Here is a 17104-nt window from a genome sequence, read left to right as displayed (position 1 = left end):
AGCGGACCTCGCCGTGCCTCTCTGTTCTACGGCACGCCACTGACAAATAAGAGGCCCAACTCCGGTTCTGGCACGTCGGTTTTGTGACGGTTCCAAGCCCGACGGACGGAGTGGGCGCCGGTCCACGTTAGGCCTGCAAGCACCGTCAGCCAATCTGGTTATCCACAGGCCATGTGGACGACGGCCCGGATGCTGTGGAGAACTCCACAAAACCTGTGCACGACCCGGTGGACAGCCCTGTGAACAAGCCCATCACGATTCCCGGGCACAGCCGTTGACCTGCATGTTTACCGTCCACCGGCTGTGCAGAAGAAAAACTTCCCCAGTCGGACCAAGTTCGCTTCGAACGGTGCGCGGGAGCACACACCACGAGACGCTCAGTAAGGGGCACTACTTCATTGCATCTCTTACCTGTGGACGATTAGATTGGTGGTCATGACACAGGCTCCCGCGACTCCCAAGGCCGCCCGGCGACAGCACGACCGAGAGATCGTCGCACTGGCCGTCCCGGCCTTCGGCGCACTCGTCGTCGAGCCCCTCTTCGTCATGGCCGACAGCGCCATCATCGGCCATCTCGGCACCGCACAGCTCGCCGGACTCGGGGTCGCCTCGGCCCTCCTCATGACGGCCGTGAGCGTGTTCGTCTTCCTCGCCTACGCCACCACTGCGGCTGTCGCCCGACGCGTCGGCGCCGGCGACCTGCCCTCCGCCATCCGTCAGGGCATGGACGGCATCTGGCTGGCGCTCCTCCTCGGCGCCGCCGTCATCGCGGTCGTTCTCCCCTCCGCACCGTTCCTCGTCGAACTCTTCGGCGCCTCGGACACCGCGGCCCCGTACGCGACCACCTACCTACGGATCTCGGCGCTCGGCATCCCAGCGATGCTCGTCGTACTCGCCGCCACCGGCGTACTACGCGGCCTACAGGACACCAAGACACCTCTCTACGTCGCCATCGCGGGCTTCGTCGCCAACGCCGCCCTCAACGTGGGTCTCGTCTACGGCGCCGACCTCGGCATCGCCGGTTCAGCCTGGGGCACCGTGATAGCCCAGTGCGGCATGGCTGGGGCCTACCTCGTGGTCGTCATCCGAGGCGCCCGTGAACACGGCGCCTCCCTGCGCCCCGACGCGACGGGGATAAGGGCATCGGCACAAGCCGGGGTTCCCCTGCTGGTCCGCACCCTCTCGCTGCGGGCGATCCTGATGATTGCCACGGCTGTCGCGGCCCGCCTCGGGGATGCCGACATCGCGGCACACCAGATCATCCTGTCGCTCTGGAGCCTGCTCGCCTTCGCTCTGGACGCCATCGCCATAGCCGGGCAGGCCATCATCGGTCGGTATCTCGGTGCGAACGACACCGAGGGCGCCCGGGCCGCCTGCCGCCGCATGGTGGAGTGGGGCATCGCTGCCGGTGTCGTCCTCGGACTGCTCGTGGTGATCTCACGGCCGGCCTTCCTGCCGCTGTTCACGAGCGACTCCTCGGTCAAGGACGCCGCGCTGCCCGCCCTGGTGATCGTGGCTCTCTCCCAACCGATCTGCGGCGTCGTCTTCGTCCTGGACGGCGTGCTGATGGGCGCCGGCGACGGGCCGTACCTCGCCTGGGCCATGGTGCTCACCCTCGCGGTCTTCACTCCGGTCGCGCTGCTCGTGCCCGTGCTCGGTGGTGGTCTCACCGCGATCTGGGGAGCGATGACGCTGATGATGGCGGTGCGCATGCTGACGCTCTGGCTACGCGCCCGTTCAGGCCGCTGGATCGTCACGGGAGCGACTCGCTGACCGTTTCACGTGAAACAGCGTGTTTCACGTGAAACGGAGCCCGATCCGCTCCCACCCGCAGAGCTCACAGCGAAGGGGCCGTACCTCAGCGGGTACGACCCCTTCATTCAGCTGTTCAAGCCGAGCGCAGCGATCAGGCCGCGACGACCTCGATGTTGACCTTGGCGGCAACCTCGGGGTGCAGACGCACGGACGTCTCGTGGGCGCCCAGAGTCTTGATCGGCGCACCGAGCTCGATGCGGCGCTTGTCGACCTCGGGGCCACCGGCAGCCTTGATCGCGGAAGCGATGTCGGCCGGGGTGACGGAACCGAAGAGACGACCGGCGTCGCCGGAGCGAACGGCCAGACGGACCTTGACGGCCTCGAGCTGGCCCTTGACCTGGTTGGCCTGCTCGATGGTCTGGATCTCGTGGATCTTGCGAGCACGACGGATCTGCTCGACGTCCTTCTCGCCGCCCTTGGTCCAGCGGATAGCAAACTTCCGCGGGATCAGGTAGTTGCGAGCGTAACCGTCCTTGACGTCGACGACGTCGCCCGCGGCGCCGAGGCCGGAGACCTCGTGGGTGAGGATGATCTTCATGTTTCGGTCACCCTTCCCTTATCGCGCGGTGGAGGTGTAGGGCAGCAGCGCCATCTCACGGCTGTTCTTGACGGCCGTGGCGACGTCACGCTGGTGCTGCGTGCAGTTGCCGGTCACGCGGCGGGCACGGATCTTGCCGCGGTCGGAAATGAACTTCCGCAGCATGTTCGTGTCCTTGTAGTCCACGTACGTGACCTTGTCCTTGCAGAAAGCGCAGACCTTCTTCTTAGGCTTGCGCACAGGCGGCTTCGCCATGGTGTTTCTCCTGTGTGATCAAGAAGTTTGGGTACGAACCCGTCCCTAGAAGGGGGGCTCGTCCGAGTAGCCGCCACCGCCGCTGCCACCGCCGGAGTTTCCACCCCAGCCGCCGCCACCGCCGCCGCCCTGGTTGCCACCGGCGGGAGCGCCGGTCGCCCACGGGTCGTCGGCGGGAGCGCCGCCGCCACCCTGCTGACCGCCGCCGGAGTTTCCACCCCAGCCGCCGCCACCCTGGCCGCCAGCGCCACCGCCGCTGTAACCACCCTGGCCACCGCGGCCGGCGGTCTTGGTGACCTTGGCCGTGGCGTTGCGCAGGCTGGCGCCGACTTCCTCGACGTCCAGCTCGTAGACCGTGCGCTTGACACCCTCACGGTCCTCGTAGGACCGCTGCTTCAGTCGGCCCTGCACGATGACGCGCATGCCTCGCTGAAGCGACTCGGCGACGTTCTCCGCCGCCTGACGCCAGACCGAGCAGGTGAGGAAGAGGCTCTCGCCGTCCTTCCACTCGTTCGTCTGGCGGTCGAAGGTGCGGGGAGTGGACGCGACACGGAACTTCGCGACCGCCGCACCGGAGGGGGTGAAGCGCAGCTCGGGGTCGTCGACAAGATTGCCGACGACCGTGATGACGGTCTCGCCTGCCATGGGGAACCTCTCGGCGGGTTTGCTGCTCTGGCTGCTTGGTTGCTGCTACTCGAATCCCGAGATCAGCTGAGCGGGAGAGCTCAGTGGGTCTCGGGGCGGAGGACCTTGGTCCGGAGGACCGACTCGTTCAGGTTCATCTGGCGGTCGAGCTCCTTGACGACCGCAGGCTCGGCCTGCAGGTCGATGACCGAGTAGATGCCCTCGGGCTTCTTCTTGATCTCGTACGAGAGACGACGACGGCCCCAGGTGTCGACCTTCTCGACCTTGCCGTTGCCCTCACGGACGACGGAGAGGAAGTTCTCGATCAGGGGGGCGACAGCGCGCTCCTCCAGATCGGGGTCGAGGATGACCATCACCTCGTAGTGACGCATGTGGAACCCACCTCCTTTGGACTCAGCGGCCACGGTCGTTCCGTGGCAGGAGGGTCGTGATGCGTACGCAACGGTATCGGCCGCCACTGACAATCGGGGGGCCGGCTAGGCGGCTTCCCCTGCGTGGACTGGGCGGACTCCCTGGCATGGCCTGGGCAGACACCGGTGCAGACGGTACAGAGTACCCGCACACGTGCTTCCGGTTGAAATCAGGCCGGGGAGCCCGTCAATCTGTACACATCGGGTGTGTATGGCGCTACGATGCGCCGCCTTTCGCAGGAGGTGCCCTATGGCACAGGCATTGCGACCCAACACCGTCGGAGGCCTCTTCGCCACGGACGGAAAGCCCCACCCTCTCCAGGACACCTTGCTCGCGGTGACCCTGGTGCTGGGCATCACGTCTTTCGTCACGGCGATGTTCCACAGCCTGCATCTGCTCAGCTCCTGGACGGGCCTGGTGGGCATCCTCACCGGCGCCTACGGCCAGTGGGTCTCGGAGACGACCCGCGAGCGCTTCGGACTGATCATCGGTCTCGGTGCCTCGGCGGTCGGCTTCTTCCTGGGCATGGCGCACGGCGGTCTCTTCGGCGGGGTCTTCTGACGCCAGGGGCACTGTCCGTCCCCAACCGGCCCCGGAGGCAGCCCTTCGAACGCCGGTAGAACACCACATAGAACAGCATCGAACGTCTCGGAGCTCCGCAGGCCGAGGCGAAGCTGCCGTACGCCCAGTCGGGGCGCTCCCCAGGCGCAGTAGGCTTCCGCGAGAGCCGGAGCCCCTGTACCCATGGGGACACACCAGCCCGAGGAGCGCCCCGAATGAGCCTGACCCTGAGGACGATCAGTCGCGAGCAGCATCTGGCATACATCCAGAGCCTGCCGTCGGCGAGCCACATGCAGGTTCCGGCCTGGGCTGATGTCAAGGCGGAGTGGCGTTCGGAGAGCCTCGGGTGGTTCGACAAGTCCGGTGAACTGGTCGGCGCCGGCCTCGTCCTCTACCGGCAGTTGCCCAAGATCAAGCGCTACCTCGCCTACCTGCCTGAAGGCCCGGTCATCAACTGGTTCACGCCAAATCTGAACGACTGGCTGGAACCGATGCTCGCGCATCTCAAGCACCAGGGCGCCTTCTCCGTGAAGATGGGCCCGCCGGTGATCATCCGCCGCTGGGAGGCCACCTCCATCAAGGCGGGTATCCAGAACCCGGACGTGAAGCGCCTGCGCGACATCGAGGCCGACTTCATCGAACCGCGCGCCTTCGAGGTCGCCGACAAGCTCCGTCGTATGGGCTGGCAGCAGGGCGAGGACGGCGGCGCCGGCTTCGGCGACGTCCAGCCTCGGTACGTCTACCAGGTGCCGCTGGCGAACCGCTCCCTGGAAGAGGTCCACAAGAACTTCAACCAGCTGTGGCGCCGCAACATCAAGAAGGCCGAGAAGGCCGGCGTCGAGGTCGTCCAGGGCGGTTACCAGGACCTTGAGGAATGGCAGCGGCTGTACGAGATCACCGCCGTGCGCGACCACTTCCGGCCACGCCCGCTGTCGTACTTCCAGCGCATGTGGACGGCCCTCAACACCGAGGACCCCAACCGCATGCGGCTGTACTTCGCCCGCCATGACGGTGTGAACCTGTCGGCGGCGACGATGCTGATCGTCGGCGGCCACGTCTGGTACTCCTACGGCGCCTCCGACAACATCGGCCGTGAGGTCCGGCCCTCGAACGCGATGCAGTGGCGCATGCTGCGCGACGCCTACGCGCTCGGCGCGACCGTCTACGACCTGCGCGGCATCTCCGACTCGCTGGACGAGACCGACCACCTCTTCGGCCTGATCCAGTTCAAGGTGGGCACAGGCGGCCAGGCCGCCGAATACCTCGGCGAGTGGGACTTCCCGCTGAACAAGCTGCTCCACAAGGCGCTCGACATCTACATGTCGCGTCGCTGACCTCGCGTACCCAGCTTCGATACCGTCAACTGCTGCACCGTCGATAGCTTCCATATCTCTGATACACCGCAGCCACGAGAAAGGTTCCAGGTCCGGCCATGGCGCTCACGCTCTACGTCGACACCGCGCGCTGGCGGGCGCACCACAAGCACGTGCAGGAGCAGTTCCCGGGACTCGTCCCGGTCTGCAAGGGCAACGGCTACGGGTTCGGGCACGAGCGGCTGGCGGAGGAGGCCACTCGGCTGGGCTCGGAGGTCCTCGCCGTCGGCACGACGTACGAAGCCGCGCGTATCAAGGACTGGTTCGGCGGTGACCTGCTGGTGCTGACGCCGTACCGGCGCGGCGAGGAGCCGGTGCCGCTGCCCGACCGCGTCATCCGCTCTGTGTCGTCGGTGGACGGCGTGTACGGCCTCGTCGGTGCCCGCGTCGTCATCGAGGTGATGTCCTCGATGAAGCGGCACGGCGTGAGTGAGCGCGAGCTGCCGCAGCTGCACGCCGCCATAGAGAACGTCCGGCTCGAGGGCTTCGCCATCCACCTGCCGCTGGACCGCACCGACGGCTCGGACGCCGTCGAGGAGGTCATCGGCTGGATGGACCGGCTGCGTGCGGCCCGGCTGCCGCTGCACACGATGTTCGTCAGCCACCTCAAGGCCGAGGAACTCGCCCGCCTGCAGCAGCAGTTCCCGCAGACCCGCTTCCGCGCCCGGATCGGCACGCGGCTGTGGCTCGGGGACCACGAGGCCACCGAGTACCGCGGCGCGGTCCTGGACGTCACGCGTGTCTCCAAGGGCGACCGCTTCGGCTACCGGCAGCAGAAGGCGGCCTCCGACGGCTTCCTGGTGGTCGTGGCGGGCGGCACGTCGCACGGAGTGGGTCTGGAGGCCCCCAAGGCCCTGCACGGCGTCATGCCGCGCGCCAAGGGCGTCGCCCGGGCCGGCCTGGCCACGGTCAACCGGAACCTTTCTCCGTTCGTCTGGGGCGGCAAGCAGCGCTGGTTCGCCGAGCCGCCGCACATGCAGGTCTCGATCCTGTTCGTGCCCTCCGACGCTCCCGAGCCGACGGTCGGCGACGAGCTGGTCGCCCATCTGCGGCACACCACCACGCAGTTCGACCGGATCGTCGACCGCTGAACGACGCCGCTCGGCGGCTGAACCCCCGCCGCTCGGCAACGCCGTAACGGGCGAAGGCCGTACACGGACTCCTCCGTGTACGGCCTTTTGCGTACTCTCCCTACGCCCTGTTCGCTCAGAGCGAACCGTCGGTCGCCTCCCGGGTGCCCCACTCCACAGGCTGCCCGTCGAAGTGGGCCGCGTGGCGCGGTGGATGGGCCGCGGGACCGAGTACGAAGGCGTCCTCCGCCCGGTCGAGCACCCCGCCCGATGGATCGTCGTCGCCTGCCCTGCGTACCGGATCCCGCTCCGGCATGAGGATGTCCCGTACGACGACGGCGCACAGGTACAGCGTCCCGAGCAGGTGCAGACCGATCGCCCAGTGGTAACCGTCGGGCGGCAGTCCCTTGTGGGCATCCCCGCTGGTCGTGTACGCGAGGTACAGCCAGATCCCCAGGAAGTACGCCACCTCGCAGGCCTGCCAGATGAGGAAGTCCCGCCACCTCGGCCGGGCCAGCACGGCCAGGGGCACCAGCCACAGGACGTACTGCGGCGAGTAGACCTTGTTGGTGAGGATGAACGCCGCGACGATCAGGAAGGCCAGCTGGGCGAAGCGCGGACGTCGCGGCGCGGTGAGCGTGAGCGCGGCGATGCCGGCACAGCACAGCAGCATCAGCAGCGTGGCGAGCGTGTTGACGGTCTCGGTGCTCAGCGGGTCGGTGGAGTTCTGGGCCATGATCAGCCAGAAGGAGCCGAAGTCGACGCCCCGTTCCTGGCTGAACCGGTAGAACTGCGACCACCCGTCCCACGCGAGGAGCATCACCGGAAGGTTCACGACCAGCCAGGCGACGACCGTGCCGACCAGCGCCTTCCCGAAGTCCCGCCACTTGCCCGCGCGCCAGCACAGCACGAACAGCGGGCCGAGCAGGAAGACGGGATAGAGCTTCGCGGCCGTGGCGAGCCCCAGCAGGACGCCAAACGCGAGCGAACGGCCCCGGGACCACATCAGCATCGCCGCGGCCGTCAGGGCCACGGCCAGCAGGTCCCAGTTGATCGTCGCGGTCAGCGCGAAGGCAGGGGCCAGGGCGACCAGCAGACCGTCCCAGGGGCGCCGGGTCTGGGTGCGGGTCACGCAGACGGCGATGACGGCCGCGCACACCATCAGCATCCCGGCGTTGACCATCCAGTACCACTGCTCCTGGTCCTGGATGCTGCCGCTCCCTGGAGTGAGCCAGGAGGCGACCTCCATGAACACACCGGTCAGCACCGGGTATTCGAGGTACTCCATGTCACCGGCGAGCTTGTCGAAGTACGGCACGAGCCCGTCGGCGAATCCGCGTCCCTGGTAGAGATGCGGGATGTCCGAGTAACAGGCATGCGTGTACTGCGAGCTGGCGCCGAAGAACCAGGCGCCGTTGTAGCACGGTGCCTTCTGGACCAGACCGAGGGCGAACATGCCGATCGCCACGAGCGCGACGATCCGCACGGGGGTCCACCAGGACGTCCCGAGCAGGGCGCGCCGTCCGATGGGTCCACCGATCAGTTCACTCCCCCTCGCGGCGACCTCGTCTTCCTTGGTCGGCCGCACCGGGTCCTGCTCGTGCACGCTCGTGGGCGTCGTCTCTGCACTGGACATGGGGCACATCCTGCCGTACGTCCCTGAGACGTTCCCAAGTCTCCGGTGAACGTTGCCTGCGGCTGCGCCCGGTCCGGCGGGTGAGTGTTTCACGTGAAACCGACGTTTCACGTGAAACAGGCTGGCGTCCGAGGCGGCCCCGAGGGACGAGAAAGGCCGGTGGCCGGCACCCACCAAGCGGGGTACCGGCCACCGGCCTTCGCGTGACGGTGAGCCGTCGGTCAGCCTGATGGGCCGCCGAAGATACCTCCGTTGCCGTTGGCATTCCCGTTGCCGTCGGTCTCCGTCTCCGTCGGAGTCGGCGTCGACGTCACGCCCCCGTCCGTGCCGCCGTTCTCCGTGCCACCGTTGCCGGGGCACTGGAAGCCGAAGCAGGTCTCGGTCGGCGTGGGCGTCGGCGAGATCAGCGACTCACTGGGCGTCGGGCTCGGAGTCGGGCTCGCTTCCTCGGTCTCGGTGGGCGTGGGAGTGGGCGTCGGAGTCGGGATCTCGTTGACGATCACGCCGATGGGCTCCGGCGTCGGGAAGTCCTTCGCCGGCTTGTTCTTCAGCGCCTGCTCCATGTAGTCATGCCAGATCTCGGCCGGGAACGAGGCACCGTGGATCTTCTCCTGGCCACCCGTTCCGAACATCTTCAGGAACTCGCGGTTCTGGTTCTTCTCGTTGTCGTCCATCCGGAACATCGAGATCGCCGTCGACAGCTGCGGGGTGTAGCCCACGAACCAGGCGGACCGGTTGCCGTCGGTGGTACCGGTCTTGCCGGCCACCTCACGGCCGGTCAGCTGGGCGTTGGTACCCGTGCCCTTCTCGACCACGGTCTTCAAGACGTCCGTGACGTTGTCGGCAACCGCCGAGGTGAAGGCATCCTTGGTCGCGGTCTCGTGAGTGAAGACCTCGCCGTCCTTGCTAGTCACCTTCGTGACGGAGAAGGGAGCACGCTGCTTCCCACTGGCCGCGAAGGTGGCGTATGCGCCCGCCATGCGGATGGCACTGGGCTGGGAGGTGCCGATGGAGAAGGACGGGTAGTCGGCGCCGGCGAGGCTGCTCTCCAGAACGCCGGCATCCACGGCCGCCTCCTTCACCTGTTCCAGCCCGACGTCCATGCCGAGCTGCACGAAGGCGGAGTTCACCGACTCCCGCATCGCCTCACGAAGGTCGATCTGGTAGTTCGGGGGAGTGCCGTACGACTGGTCGCCGTCGTTGACCTGGTTCCACTCCTCCCCCTTCTCGTTCTGCCAGACGTCGCCCTTGTAGTCCTTGATCTTGAGCTTGTTCTTGCCGCTGAAGAGGCTCTTCGGAGAGACCTTGGTGCGCTCGTCCTGTGCCTGTTCCGCTGGGCCGTCCTTGTCCCGGACACCCCACTTCATCGCGGCAGCGAGCACGAACGGCTTGAACGTCGAACCGACCTGCGCACCGGTCACGTCGCAGTTGTTGGTGAAGTGCTTGGTCGCGTCCGTGCCTCCGTAGCAGGCTCTGATCGCCCCCGTAGTGGGATCCACGGAGGCCCCGCCGAACTGGACGTGGGTGTCGGTCTTCGGTCGCTCCTCGGGCTTGATGTTGGCCTTGTAGACCTTCGTCACCGCATCCTGGAGCTGCTTGACCTGCTTCTTGTCGAAGGTGGTGTAGATCGAGAGACCACCCTCCCGCAGCTTCTGCTCGGTGATCCCGGTCGTGTCGCTGTTGTTGACCAGGTAGCTGTTGGCAAGATCAACGAGGTAGCCGGTCTGGCCGCTCAACGCGGTGTTGAAGCGCGGGTTCTGCACGTCGGGCAGCTTGGTGTACTTGGCGCGCGTCGCGGCGTCCAGATGCCCGTACTCGACCATCTTGTCGAGGGTGTCCTGCATCTGGACCAGGGCCCGCCTGCTGTTCGCCTCGGCAGTGGCCGCCGGGTCGATCGACGTCGAACCCGCTGGGTCGTAGTACGTCGCGCCCTTGAGCATGGCCGCCAGGAAGGCGCACTGCCCCTCGTTGAGGTCGATGGCGTCCTTGTTGAAGTACGCGCGGGCAGCGGCCTGGATCCCGTAGGCGTTGCGCCCGTAATAGCCGGAGTTCAGGTAGCCAGCCATGATTTCGTCCTTCGACACCGTGGTGCCCACCTTGACCGAGACCAAGATCTCCTTGAACTTCCGGGAGATCGTCTGGGACTGGTCGTTCAGCATGGCGTTCTTGACGTACTGCTGGGTGATCGTCGAGCCACCCTGAGTCTCACCGCCACTGGCCATGTTGAACACGGCACGGGCGATGCCCTTGGGATCGATCCCGCTGTCGGTGCGGAAGGTCTTGTTCTCCTGCGAGATGACCGCGTTCTGCATGGCCTTGGGAATCTGCGACAGGTTGATGATCTGCCGGTTGGTCTCACCACCCGTGGAGACCATCTCGTCACCGTTGGACCAGTGGTAGACGTTGTTCTGCGCCTCGGCAGTCTCGTCGACCTTGGGGGTGCCAACCATGGCGAACCCGATGCCCGCCACGGCCACCAGGCTGCCAAGGAAGCCGATGAACATGCCGGCCACGAGCTTCCACGACGGCACCCAGCGCCCGACGCCGTACTTGCCCGCCCGCGGATAGTCGATGAACCGCTTCTTTCCAGGGGGAGCGGCCCGACCGCGGCCCCGGCCGGGACCGTTCGGCCCGCCCGGAGCGGCACGGCGGCCACCCCGGCCCGGTTCGGCCGCTCTGCGGCGACTCCCACCTCTCTGGGCCGCGCGTCGTGCTTCGGCGCGGCCGCCGTACTGACGTTCCTCGCCTCCCGAACCGCTGGTTTCCGACCCGTACGAGTCGGAAGGAGATCCGGTGGCGCCTCGCGGTGCCGCTCGGCGGCCGGAGGACGAGCCGGACTGGCCGCGTCGGGCCGCGGCACGTCCGCCTCCCTGCGGCTGCGGCGGTTTGCGACGGTGCTCGCTCATCGAACGACTACTCCTCGGGCAGGCGCACGCCTGGGCGCCTGGCAACGGCGGCTGTTTTCCGGTCCCCCCGAAGTACGGATGCGGTCGGTTCCGCATTCACCCGTACTGCACCAAGGACGACGACGCCCTCAGGCGTCACTCGGTTCCCGGTGCTCTGCATGGCGCACAGACTACGCACCGTCAAAGCCCACCTAGCCCCGAACTTCACCCCAAATCAGGCAACTCGCTCCACATGAATCGTTGATGTGATCCCGTTCACCGTTCCCCCACTTGTCGAGCCCGGAAGGCCGTTCTATCGTCGTGATGTATCGAGTCGATACATCAGCGCGAGATATGACGAGGAGGCGAGGGGATGAGCCGACGGTCCGGGATCCTCGAGTTCGCCGTCCTCGGACTGCTCCGCGAGTCCCCGATGCACGGCTATGAGCTGCGCAAACGACTCAATACGTCGCTGGGCGTGTTCCGCGCGTTCAGCTACGGCACGCTCTACCCCTGCCTCAAGACGCTGGTCGCCAACGGCTGGTTGATCGAGGAACCGGGGAACACCGCCGAGGACGCGCTCGCAGCGCCACTCACCGGACGCCGCGCGAAGATCGTCTACCGGCTGACCGCGGAAGGTAAGGAGCACTTCGAGGAACTGCTCTCACAGACGGGGCCCGACGCGTACGAGGACGAGCACTTCGCTGCCCGATTTGCTTTCTTCGGTCGCACACCGCAGGACGTACGCATGCGCGTCCTGGAGGGCCGCCGCAGCCGGCTGGAGGAGCGTCTGGAGAAGATGCGCGCCTCCCTGGCACGTACCCGAGAGCGCCTCGACGACTACACGCTTGAGCTCCAGCGCCACGGGATGGAGTCCGTGGAGCGCGAAGTGCGCTGGCTGAACGAGCTCATCGAGAGCGAGCGGGCCGGGCGGGACCTGAAGGGTTCCGCTTCCGGGGGGTCCGCTCAACAGGACACCACACATGGAGCGCCGGGCGATCTGCCCCGTCCCGGGGACACCCCCAGGACGGATTCGCCGGGCGACACCGCCACGTGAGCGCCCAGTCAGGGCCTCACTCGTACACACAGGGAGCAACCGGAATGGGTTCGGTTCGCGTAGCCGTCGTCGGCGTCGGCAACTGCGCCGCGTCGCTGGTTCAGGGAGTCGAGTACTACAAGGACGCCGACCCGGCGTCCAAGGTCCCCGGCCTGATGCACGTGCAGTTCGGCGACTACCACGTCCGTGACGTCGAGTTCGTCGCCGCCTTCGATGTCGACGCGAAGAAGGTCGGCCTCGACCTCGCGGACGCCATCGGTGCCAGCGAGAACAACACCATCAAGATCTGCGACGTTCCGCGCTCCGGCGTGACCGTCCAGCGCGGCCACACCCTCGACGGCCTCGGCAAGTACTACCGCGAGACCATCGAGGAGTCCGCCGAGGCCCCGGTCGACGTCGTCCAGGTCCTCAAGGACAAGCAGGTCGACGTCCTCGTCTGCTACCTGCCCGTGGGCTCCGAGGACGCTGCGAAGTTCTACGCCCAGTGCGCCATCGACGCCAAGGTCGCCTTCGTCAACGCTCTGCCGGTCTTCATCGCCGGTACGAAGGAGTGGGCGGACAAGTTCACCGAGGCGGGCGTCCCCATCGTCGGTGACGACATCAAGTCCCAGGTCGGCGCCACCATCACGCACCGCGTCATGGCGAAGCTGTTCGAGGACCGCGGCGTCGTCCTGGACCGCACGATGCAGCTGAACGTCGGCGGCAACATGGACTTCAAGAACATGCTCGAGCGTGACCGCCTGGAGTCCAAGAAGATCTCCAAGACGCAGGCCGTCACCTCCCAGATCCCCGACCGGGATCTCGGCGAGAAGAACGTCCACATCGGCCCGTCCGACTACGTCGCGTGGCTCGACGACCGCAAGTGGGCCTACGTCCGTCTCGAAGGCCGCGCATTCGGTGACGTCCCGCTGAACCTGGAGTACAAGCTCGAGGTCTGGGACTCCCCGAACTCCGCCGGCGTCATCATCGACGCCCTGCGCGCCGCGAAGATCGCCAAGGACCGCGGCATCGGCGGCCCGATCCTGTCGGCGTCGAGCTACTTCATGAAGTCCCCGCCGGTCCAGTACTTCGACGACGAGGCCCGCACGAACGTCGAGAAGTTCATCAAGGGCGAAGTAGAGCGCTAGCAAGACAGGGCGCCGCTCACTGAAGCGCCCTGGCACCACAGCGCCGCAGCACCACAGCGTCGCACCAGAACGCTCCTGCCAGAGCTGCCAAGGGTCCCCGGGTTGTACCGCCCGGGGACCCTTCCCGTATGTGAGGCTGTGCCCCATGTCCGTCGTACGCGACCTGCGGCTCCTGCTGCGCTTCCGGGACTTCCGGCGCCTGCTCTCCGTACGCCTGCTCTCACAGGGCGCCGACGGCGTCTACCAGACCGCGCTCGCCACATACGTCGTCTTCTCCCCGGAGAAGCAGACCTCGGCCGCCGCGATCGCCTCCGCGATGGCGGTCCTGCTCCTGCCGTACTCCCTGGTGGGCCCTTTCTCCGGCGTCCTGCTGGACCGCTGGCGCCGCCGCCAGGTCCTTCTGTACGGCAGCCTGCTGCGCACCGTTCTGGCCTCGGCCACGGCCGTCCTGATCATCACCGGGGTCCCGGACTGGCTCTTCTACGTCTCCGCGCTGTGCGTCACCGCCGTCAACCGCTTCGTTCTGTCCGGCCTGTCCGCCGCACTTCCGCGTGTGGTCGACGAAGACCGCCTCGTGATCGCCAACTCCCTGTCCCCGACCGCTGGAACGCTCGCCGCGACCGTGGGCGCCGGTCTGGCCTTCGTCGTACGGCTCGTGGTCTGGGACTCCGATGCCGCCGTGGTGCTCCTGGGCGCCGCCCTGTACCTGTGCGCGGGACTGGCGTCACTGCGCATGGCACGGGAACTGCTGGGTCCCGACCGCGCGTTGACGAAACCACGCTTCACGGCGGTCCTCTCCGGCACCGCGCACGACCTGGCGGCAGGAGTACGCCATCTCGCCACCCCGCCTCGCCGAGAGGCGGCCTGGGCACTGCTCACGATGACCCTGATGCGCTTCTGCTACGGCGCCCTGCTGGTCATGCTGCTGATGCTCTGTCGGTACGCCTTCACATCCACCGCCGACGACGGACTCGCCCTGCTGGGGCTTGCGTTGATCATCTCGGGAGCGGGATTCTTCGCCGCCGCCGTGGCAACCCCCTGGTCGGCAGGGCGGCTTGGCCCGGGCCGCTGGATCGTGGTGTGCGCGGCGACGGCGGCGATCCTGGTCCCCGCCCTCGGCCTTCCGTTCGCCAGAACTCCCATGCTGGTGGCGGCATTCGTCCTGGGCCTGACGACCCAGGGAGCGAAGATCGCGACCGACACCATCGTGCAGACCTCGGTCGAGGACGACTTCCGTGGCCGGATCTTCTCCGTCTACGACGTGTTGTTCAACGTCGCCTTCGTCGGCGCCGCCGGCGTGGCCGCCCTGATACTGCCGCCCGACGGCCGATCGGCGCCTCTCCTGGTCACAGTCGCCGTTATCTACGCGGCAGTTGCTGTGGCTATGGCCCGCTTTGAACGGCGATCCGTGTCACATCAATGACACAGAGTCCCCCTCGGTTGCAGGGCTGTCAGTGGTGGCCGATAACTTACGTGCGTCTTATAGCGCGCATTGCTCGCGCCACACACCCATGTTCCAGGGGGATCCCCAAGTGACAACTCCGCCGCCCCAGGGCAACCCGTACGCCCAGGGCCAGAACCCGTACGCCCAGGCTCAGCAGCCCTACGGCCAGCCCCAGGGCCAGGCCCCGTACCCGCCTCAGGGCGGCTACCCGCAGCAGCCGGGCCAGCCGGGCTTCCCCCCGCAGGGGGCGGCGCCGTATGCGCCGGTTCCGCCGCAGCAGCCGAGCCGTGGGTTCAACTTCAAGAAGATCAAGAACATCGCTCTCGTCGTGATCGTCGGCACCATGATGATCGTCGGCTACATAATCAGCCTGGACGACGCCGAGAACGCCGCGGTGGGCGACTGCCTGAAGTCCGCCTCGACGTCGACAGCCTCGAAGCCGAGCATGGAGGTCGTGGAGTGCTCCTCCTCCGAGGCCGAGGCCAAGGTGCTCAAGAAGATCGACGGCACCTACACCTCGCTCACGGCTGAAAGCGAGTGCCGCAAGGTCAGCGGCGCCACCAGCTTCTACGCGCAGACCGGCGACGGCGACAACTTCCTGCTGTGCCTGTCGGACGTCTGATCTGACGTCTCCGCATACTGAGGGGCTGTGTTTCACGTGAAACACAGCCCCTCAGTGCGTACCGCTCTCTGCGCAACGGGGTCATGTTTCACGTGAAACATGACCCCGTTGCGCAGCCACCTCAGCTCTGCTCGGCCCACCACTCCTTGAGCGCGGCCACCGCCTCGTCGTGCTCCATCGGCCCGTTCTCCAGCCGCAGCTCCAGCATGTGCTTGTACGCGCTGCCGATGACCGGCCCGGGGCCGACGCCGAGGATCTCCATGATCTGGTTGCCGTCGAGGTCGGGGCGGATGGCGTCCAGCTCCTCCCGCTCCTGGAGCTCGGTGATCCGCTCCTCCAAGCCGTCATAGGCGCGGGACAGGGTGGCCGCCTTGCGCTTGTTCCGCGTCGTGCAGTCCGAGCGGGTCAGCTTGTGGAGGTGGTCCAGGAGCGGGCCCGCGTCACGGACGTAGCGACGGACCGCGGAGTCCGTCCACTCGCCGGTGCCGTAGCCGTGGAAGCGCAGGTGGAGTTCGACCAGACGTGAGACGTCCTTCACCACCTCGTTGGGGTATTTGAGCGCCGTCATGCGCTTCTTCGTCATCTTCGCGCCGACCACCTCGTGGTGGTGGAACGAGACCCTGCCGTCCGTCTCGAAGCGGCGCGTGCGCGGCTTGCCGATGTCGTGCAGCAGAGCGGCCAACCGGAGAGTCAGATCGGGTCCGTTCTCCTCCAGAGCCATCGCCTGCTCCAGGACGATCAGCGTGTGCTCGTAGACGTCCTTGTGCCGGTGGTGCTCGTCACTCTCCAGCCGTAGAGCCGGCAGCTCCGGCAGCACATGCCCGGCAAGCCCGGTGTCGACCAGCAGCGACAGGCCCTTGCGCGGGTGAGGGGAGAGGATCAGCTTGTTCAGCTCGTCCCGCACCCGCTCCGCCGAGACGATCTCGATACGCCCGGCCATGTCCGTCATGGCCGCCACCACCTCGGGAGCCACCTCGAAGTCGAGCTGCGCCGCGAACCGCGCCGCCCGCATCATGCGCAGCGGGTCGTCCGAGAAGGACTCCTCGGGGGTGCCCGGAGTGCGAAGCACACGCTCCGCGAGGTCCTCCAGCCCGCCGTGCGGATCGATGAACTCCTTCTCCGGCAACGCGACGGCCATCGCGTTCACCGTGAAGTCGCGCCGGACGAGGTCCTGCTCGATGGAGTCGCCGTACGACACCTCGGGCTTGCGGGAGGTGCGGTCGTAGGCCTCCGACCGGTAGGTCGTCACCTCGATCTGGTAGCCGTCCTTCTGCGCCCCGACCGTGCCGAAGGCGATCCCGACCTCCCACACGGCGTCGGCCCACGGGCGCACGATCTTCAGTACGTCCTCGGGGCGGGCGTCGGTGGTGAAGTCCAGGTCGTTGCCGAGCCGGCCAAGCAGCGCATCCCGGACCGATCCACCGACCAGGGCGAGTGAGAACCCGGCATCCTGGAATCGGCGGGCGAGGTCGTCGGCGACAGGGGCTACCCGCAGCAGTTCGCTCACCGCGCGGTGCTGCACCTGACTCAGGACACTGGGCTTGTCTTCGTTGGCGTTCGGCACAACAGAAGAGGGTACGTGGCCCCGGCGGCCGCGAGCTCCTCCATTAAACGTGCACACCGCGTGCACGGACACGTCTATCCATACGGGCACAAGGCCTGCTC

Annotated in this window: 15 protein-coding genes; 8 read left to right on the top strand and 7 right to left on the bottom strand. The window is 67.1% G+C overall.

Features of this window, described 5'->3' with window-relative positions:
- The first annotated feature begins 435 nt into the window (after positions 1-435).
- Complete coding sequence (locus tag ACIA8X_RS03810; protein ID WP_393455701.1) at positions 436-1773, top strand: MATE family efflux transporter; 1338 nt, start codon at positions 436-438, stop codon at positions 1771-1773.
- A gap of 133 nt (positions 1774-1906) precedes the next feature.
- Here ACIA8X_RS03810 and rplI read toward each other — a convergent pair whose 3' ends face one another.
- The 4 genes from rplI to rpsF all read right to left on the bottom strand — a co-directional run bounded on the left by rplI (position 1907) and on the right by rpsF (position 3624).
- Positions 1907-2353 carry a 50S ribosomal protein L9 gene (gene rplI / locus ACIA8X_RS03805; protein WP_217212371.1) on the bottom strand — a complete coding sequence of 149 codons (447 nt, stop codon included), beginning with the start codon at positions 2351-2353 and terminating at the stop codon, positions 1907-1909.
- 18 nt (positions 2354-2371) lie between these two features.
- The gene (gene rpsR, locus ACIA8X_RS03800) at positions 2372-2608 is read right to left on the bottom strand and encodes a 30S ribosomal protein S18 (RefSeq protein WP_003949403.1); all 237 of its coding nucleotides are present in this window, start codon (positions 2606-2608) and stop codon (positions 2372-2374) included.
- Between the two features lie 45 nt (positions 2609-2653).
- On the bottom strand, positions 2654-3253 hold the full coding sequence (locus tag ACIA8X_RS03795; protein ID WP_393455697.1) for a single-stranded DNA-binding protein: 600 nt from the start codon (positions 3251-3253) through the stop codon (positions 2654-2656).
- An 80-nt stretch (positions 3254-3333) separates the two neighbouring features.
- On the bottom strand, positions 3334-3624 hold the full coding sequence (gene rpsF / locus ACIA8X_RS03790) for a 30S ribosomal protein S6 (RefSeq protein ID WP_005482942.1): 291 nt from the start codon (positions 3622-3624) through the stop codon (positions 3334-3336).
- 289 nt (positions 3625-3913) lie between these two features.
- Between rpsF and ACIA8X_RS03785 the strand changes: the two genes are divergently transcribed.
- From ACIA8X_RS03785 to ACIA8X_RS03775, 3 genes are all read left to right on the top strand, one after another.
- Positions 3914-4225 carry a hypothetical protein gene (locus tag ACIA8X_RS03785; RefSeq protein WP_126393479.1) on the top strand — a complete coding sequence of 104 codons (312 nt, stop codon included), beginning with the start codon at positions 3914-3916 and terminating at the stop codon, positions 4223-4225.
- 215 nt (positions 4226-4440) lie between these two features.
- Entirely contained in the window at positions 4441-5559 is a 1119-nt protein-coding gene (femX, locus tag ACIA8X_RS03780; RefSeq protein ID WP_345015378.1) for a peptidoglycan bridge formation glycyltransferase FemX, read from the top strand.
- A gap of 98 nt (positions 5560-5657) precedes the next feature.
- Positions 5658-6689, top strand: a complete 1032-nt coding sequence (locus ACIA8X_RS03775; protein ID WP_393455693.1) for an alanine racemase — start codon at positions 5658-5660, stop codon at positions 6687-6689.
- Positions 6690-6804: 115 nt separating this feature from the next.
- Here ACIA8X_RS03775 and ACIA8X_RS03770 read toward each other — a convergent pair whose 3' ends face one another.
- Together ACIA8X_RS03770 and ACIA8X_RS03765 are read right to left on the bottom strand one after the other, a co-directional pair.
- Positions 6805-8304, bottom strand: coding sequence for a glycosyltransferase family 87 protein (locus ACIA8X_RS03770; protein WP_399457709.1), 1500 nt, complete (start codon positions 8302-8304; stop codon positions 6805-6807).
- Between the two features lie 221 nt (positions 8305-8525).
- Positions 8526-11210: a transglycosylase domain-containing protein gene (locus ACIA8X_RS03765; RefSeq protein ID WP_393455687.1), complete on the bottom strand. Its 2685-nt coding sequence runs from the start codon at positions 11208-11210 to the stop codon at positions 8526-8528.
- 352 nt (positions 11211-11562) lie between these two features.
- On the opposite strand from ACIA8X_RS03765, the gene ACIA8X_RS03760 reads away from it, so the two are divergent.
- From ACIA8X_RS03760 to ACIA8X_RS03745, 4 genes are all read left to right on the top strand, one after another.
- The gene (locus tag ACIA8X_RS03760; protein WP_393455684.1) at positions 11563-12246 is read left to right on the top strand and encodes a PadR family transcriptional regulator; all 684 of its coding nucleotides are present in this window, start codon (positions 11563-11565) and stop codon (positions 12244-12246) included.
- A 44-nt stretch (positions 12247-12290) separates the two neighbouring features.
- Positions 12291-13373, top strand: coding sequence for an inositol-3-phosphate synthase (locus ACIA8X_RS03755; RefSeq protein WP_393455681.1), 1083 nt, complete (start codon positions 12291-12293; stop codon positions 13371-13373).
- Positions 13374-13518: 145 nt separating this feature from the next.
- Complete coding sequence (locus tag ACIA8X_RS03750) at positions 13519-14796, top strand: MFS transporter (RefSeq protein ID WP_399457708.1); 1278 nt, start codon at positions 13519-13521, stop codon at positions 14794-14796.
- 109 nt (positions 14797-14905) lie between these two features.
- Positions 14906-15439 carry a hypothetical protein gene (locus ACIA8X_RS03745; RefSeq protein WP_393455675.1) on the top strand — a complete coding sequence of 178 codons (534 nt, stop codon included), beginning with the start codon at positions 14906-14908 and terminating at the stop codon, positions 15437-15439.
- 121 nt (positions 15440-15560) lie between these two features.
- Here ACIA8X_RS03745 and ACIA8X_RS03740 read toward each other — a convergent pair whose 3' ends face one another.
- Positions 15561-17003 (bottom strand): CCA tRNA nucleotidyltransferase, encoded by a 1443-nt coding sequence (locus ACIA8X_RS03740; protein WP_393455672.1) that lies wholly within the window; start codon positions 17001-17003, stop codon positions 15561-15563.
- Positions 17004-17104: the final 101 nt, after the last annotated feature.

The sequence above is a fragment of the Streptomyces sp. NPDC051738 genome, from assembly GCF_044453205.1.
Lineage (GTDB): Bacteria > Actinomycetota > Actinomycetes > Streptomycetales > Streptomycetaceae > Streptomyces.
Note: the sequence above shows the minus strand (reverse complement) of the source record. Positions and strands in the feature narration are given on the sequence as shown.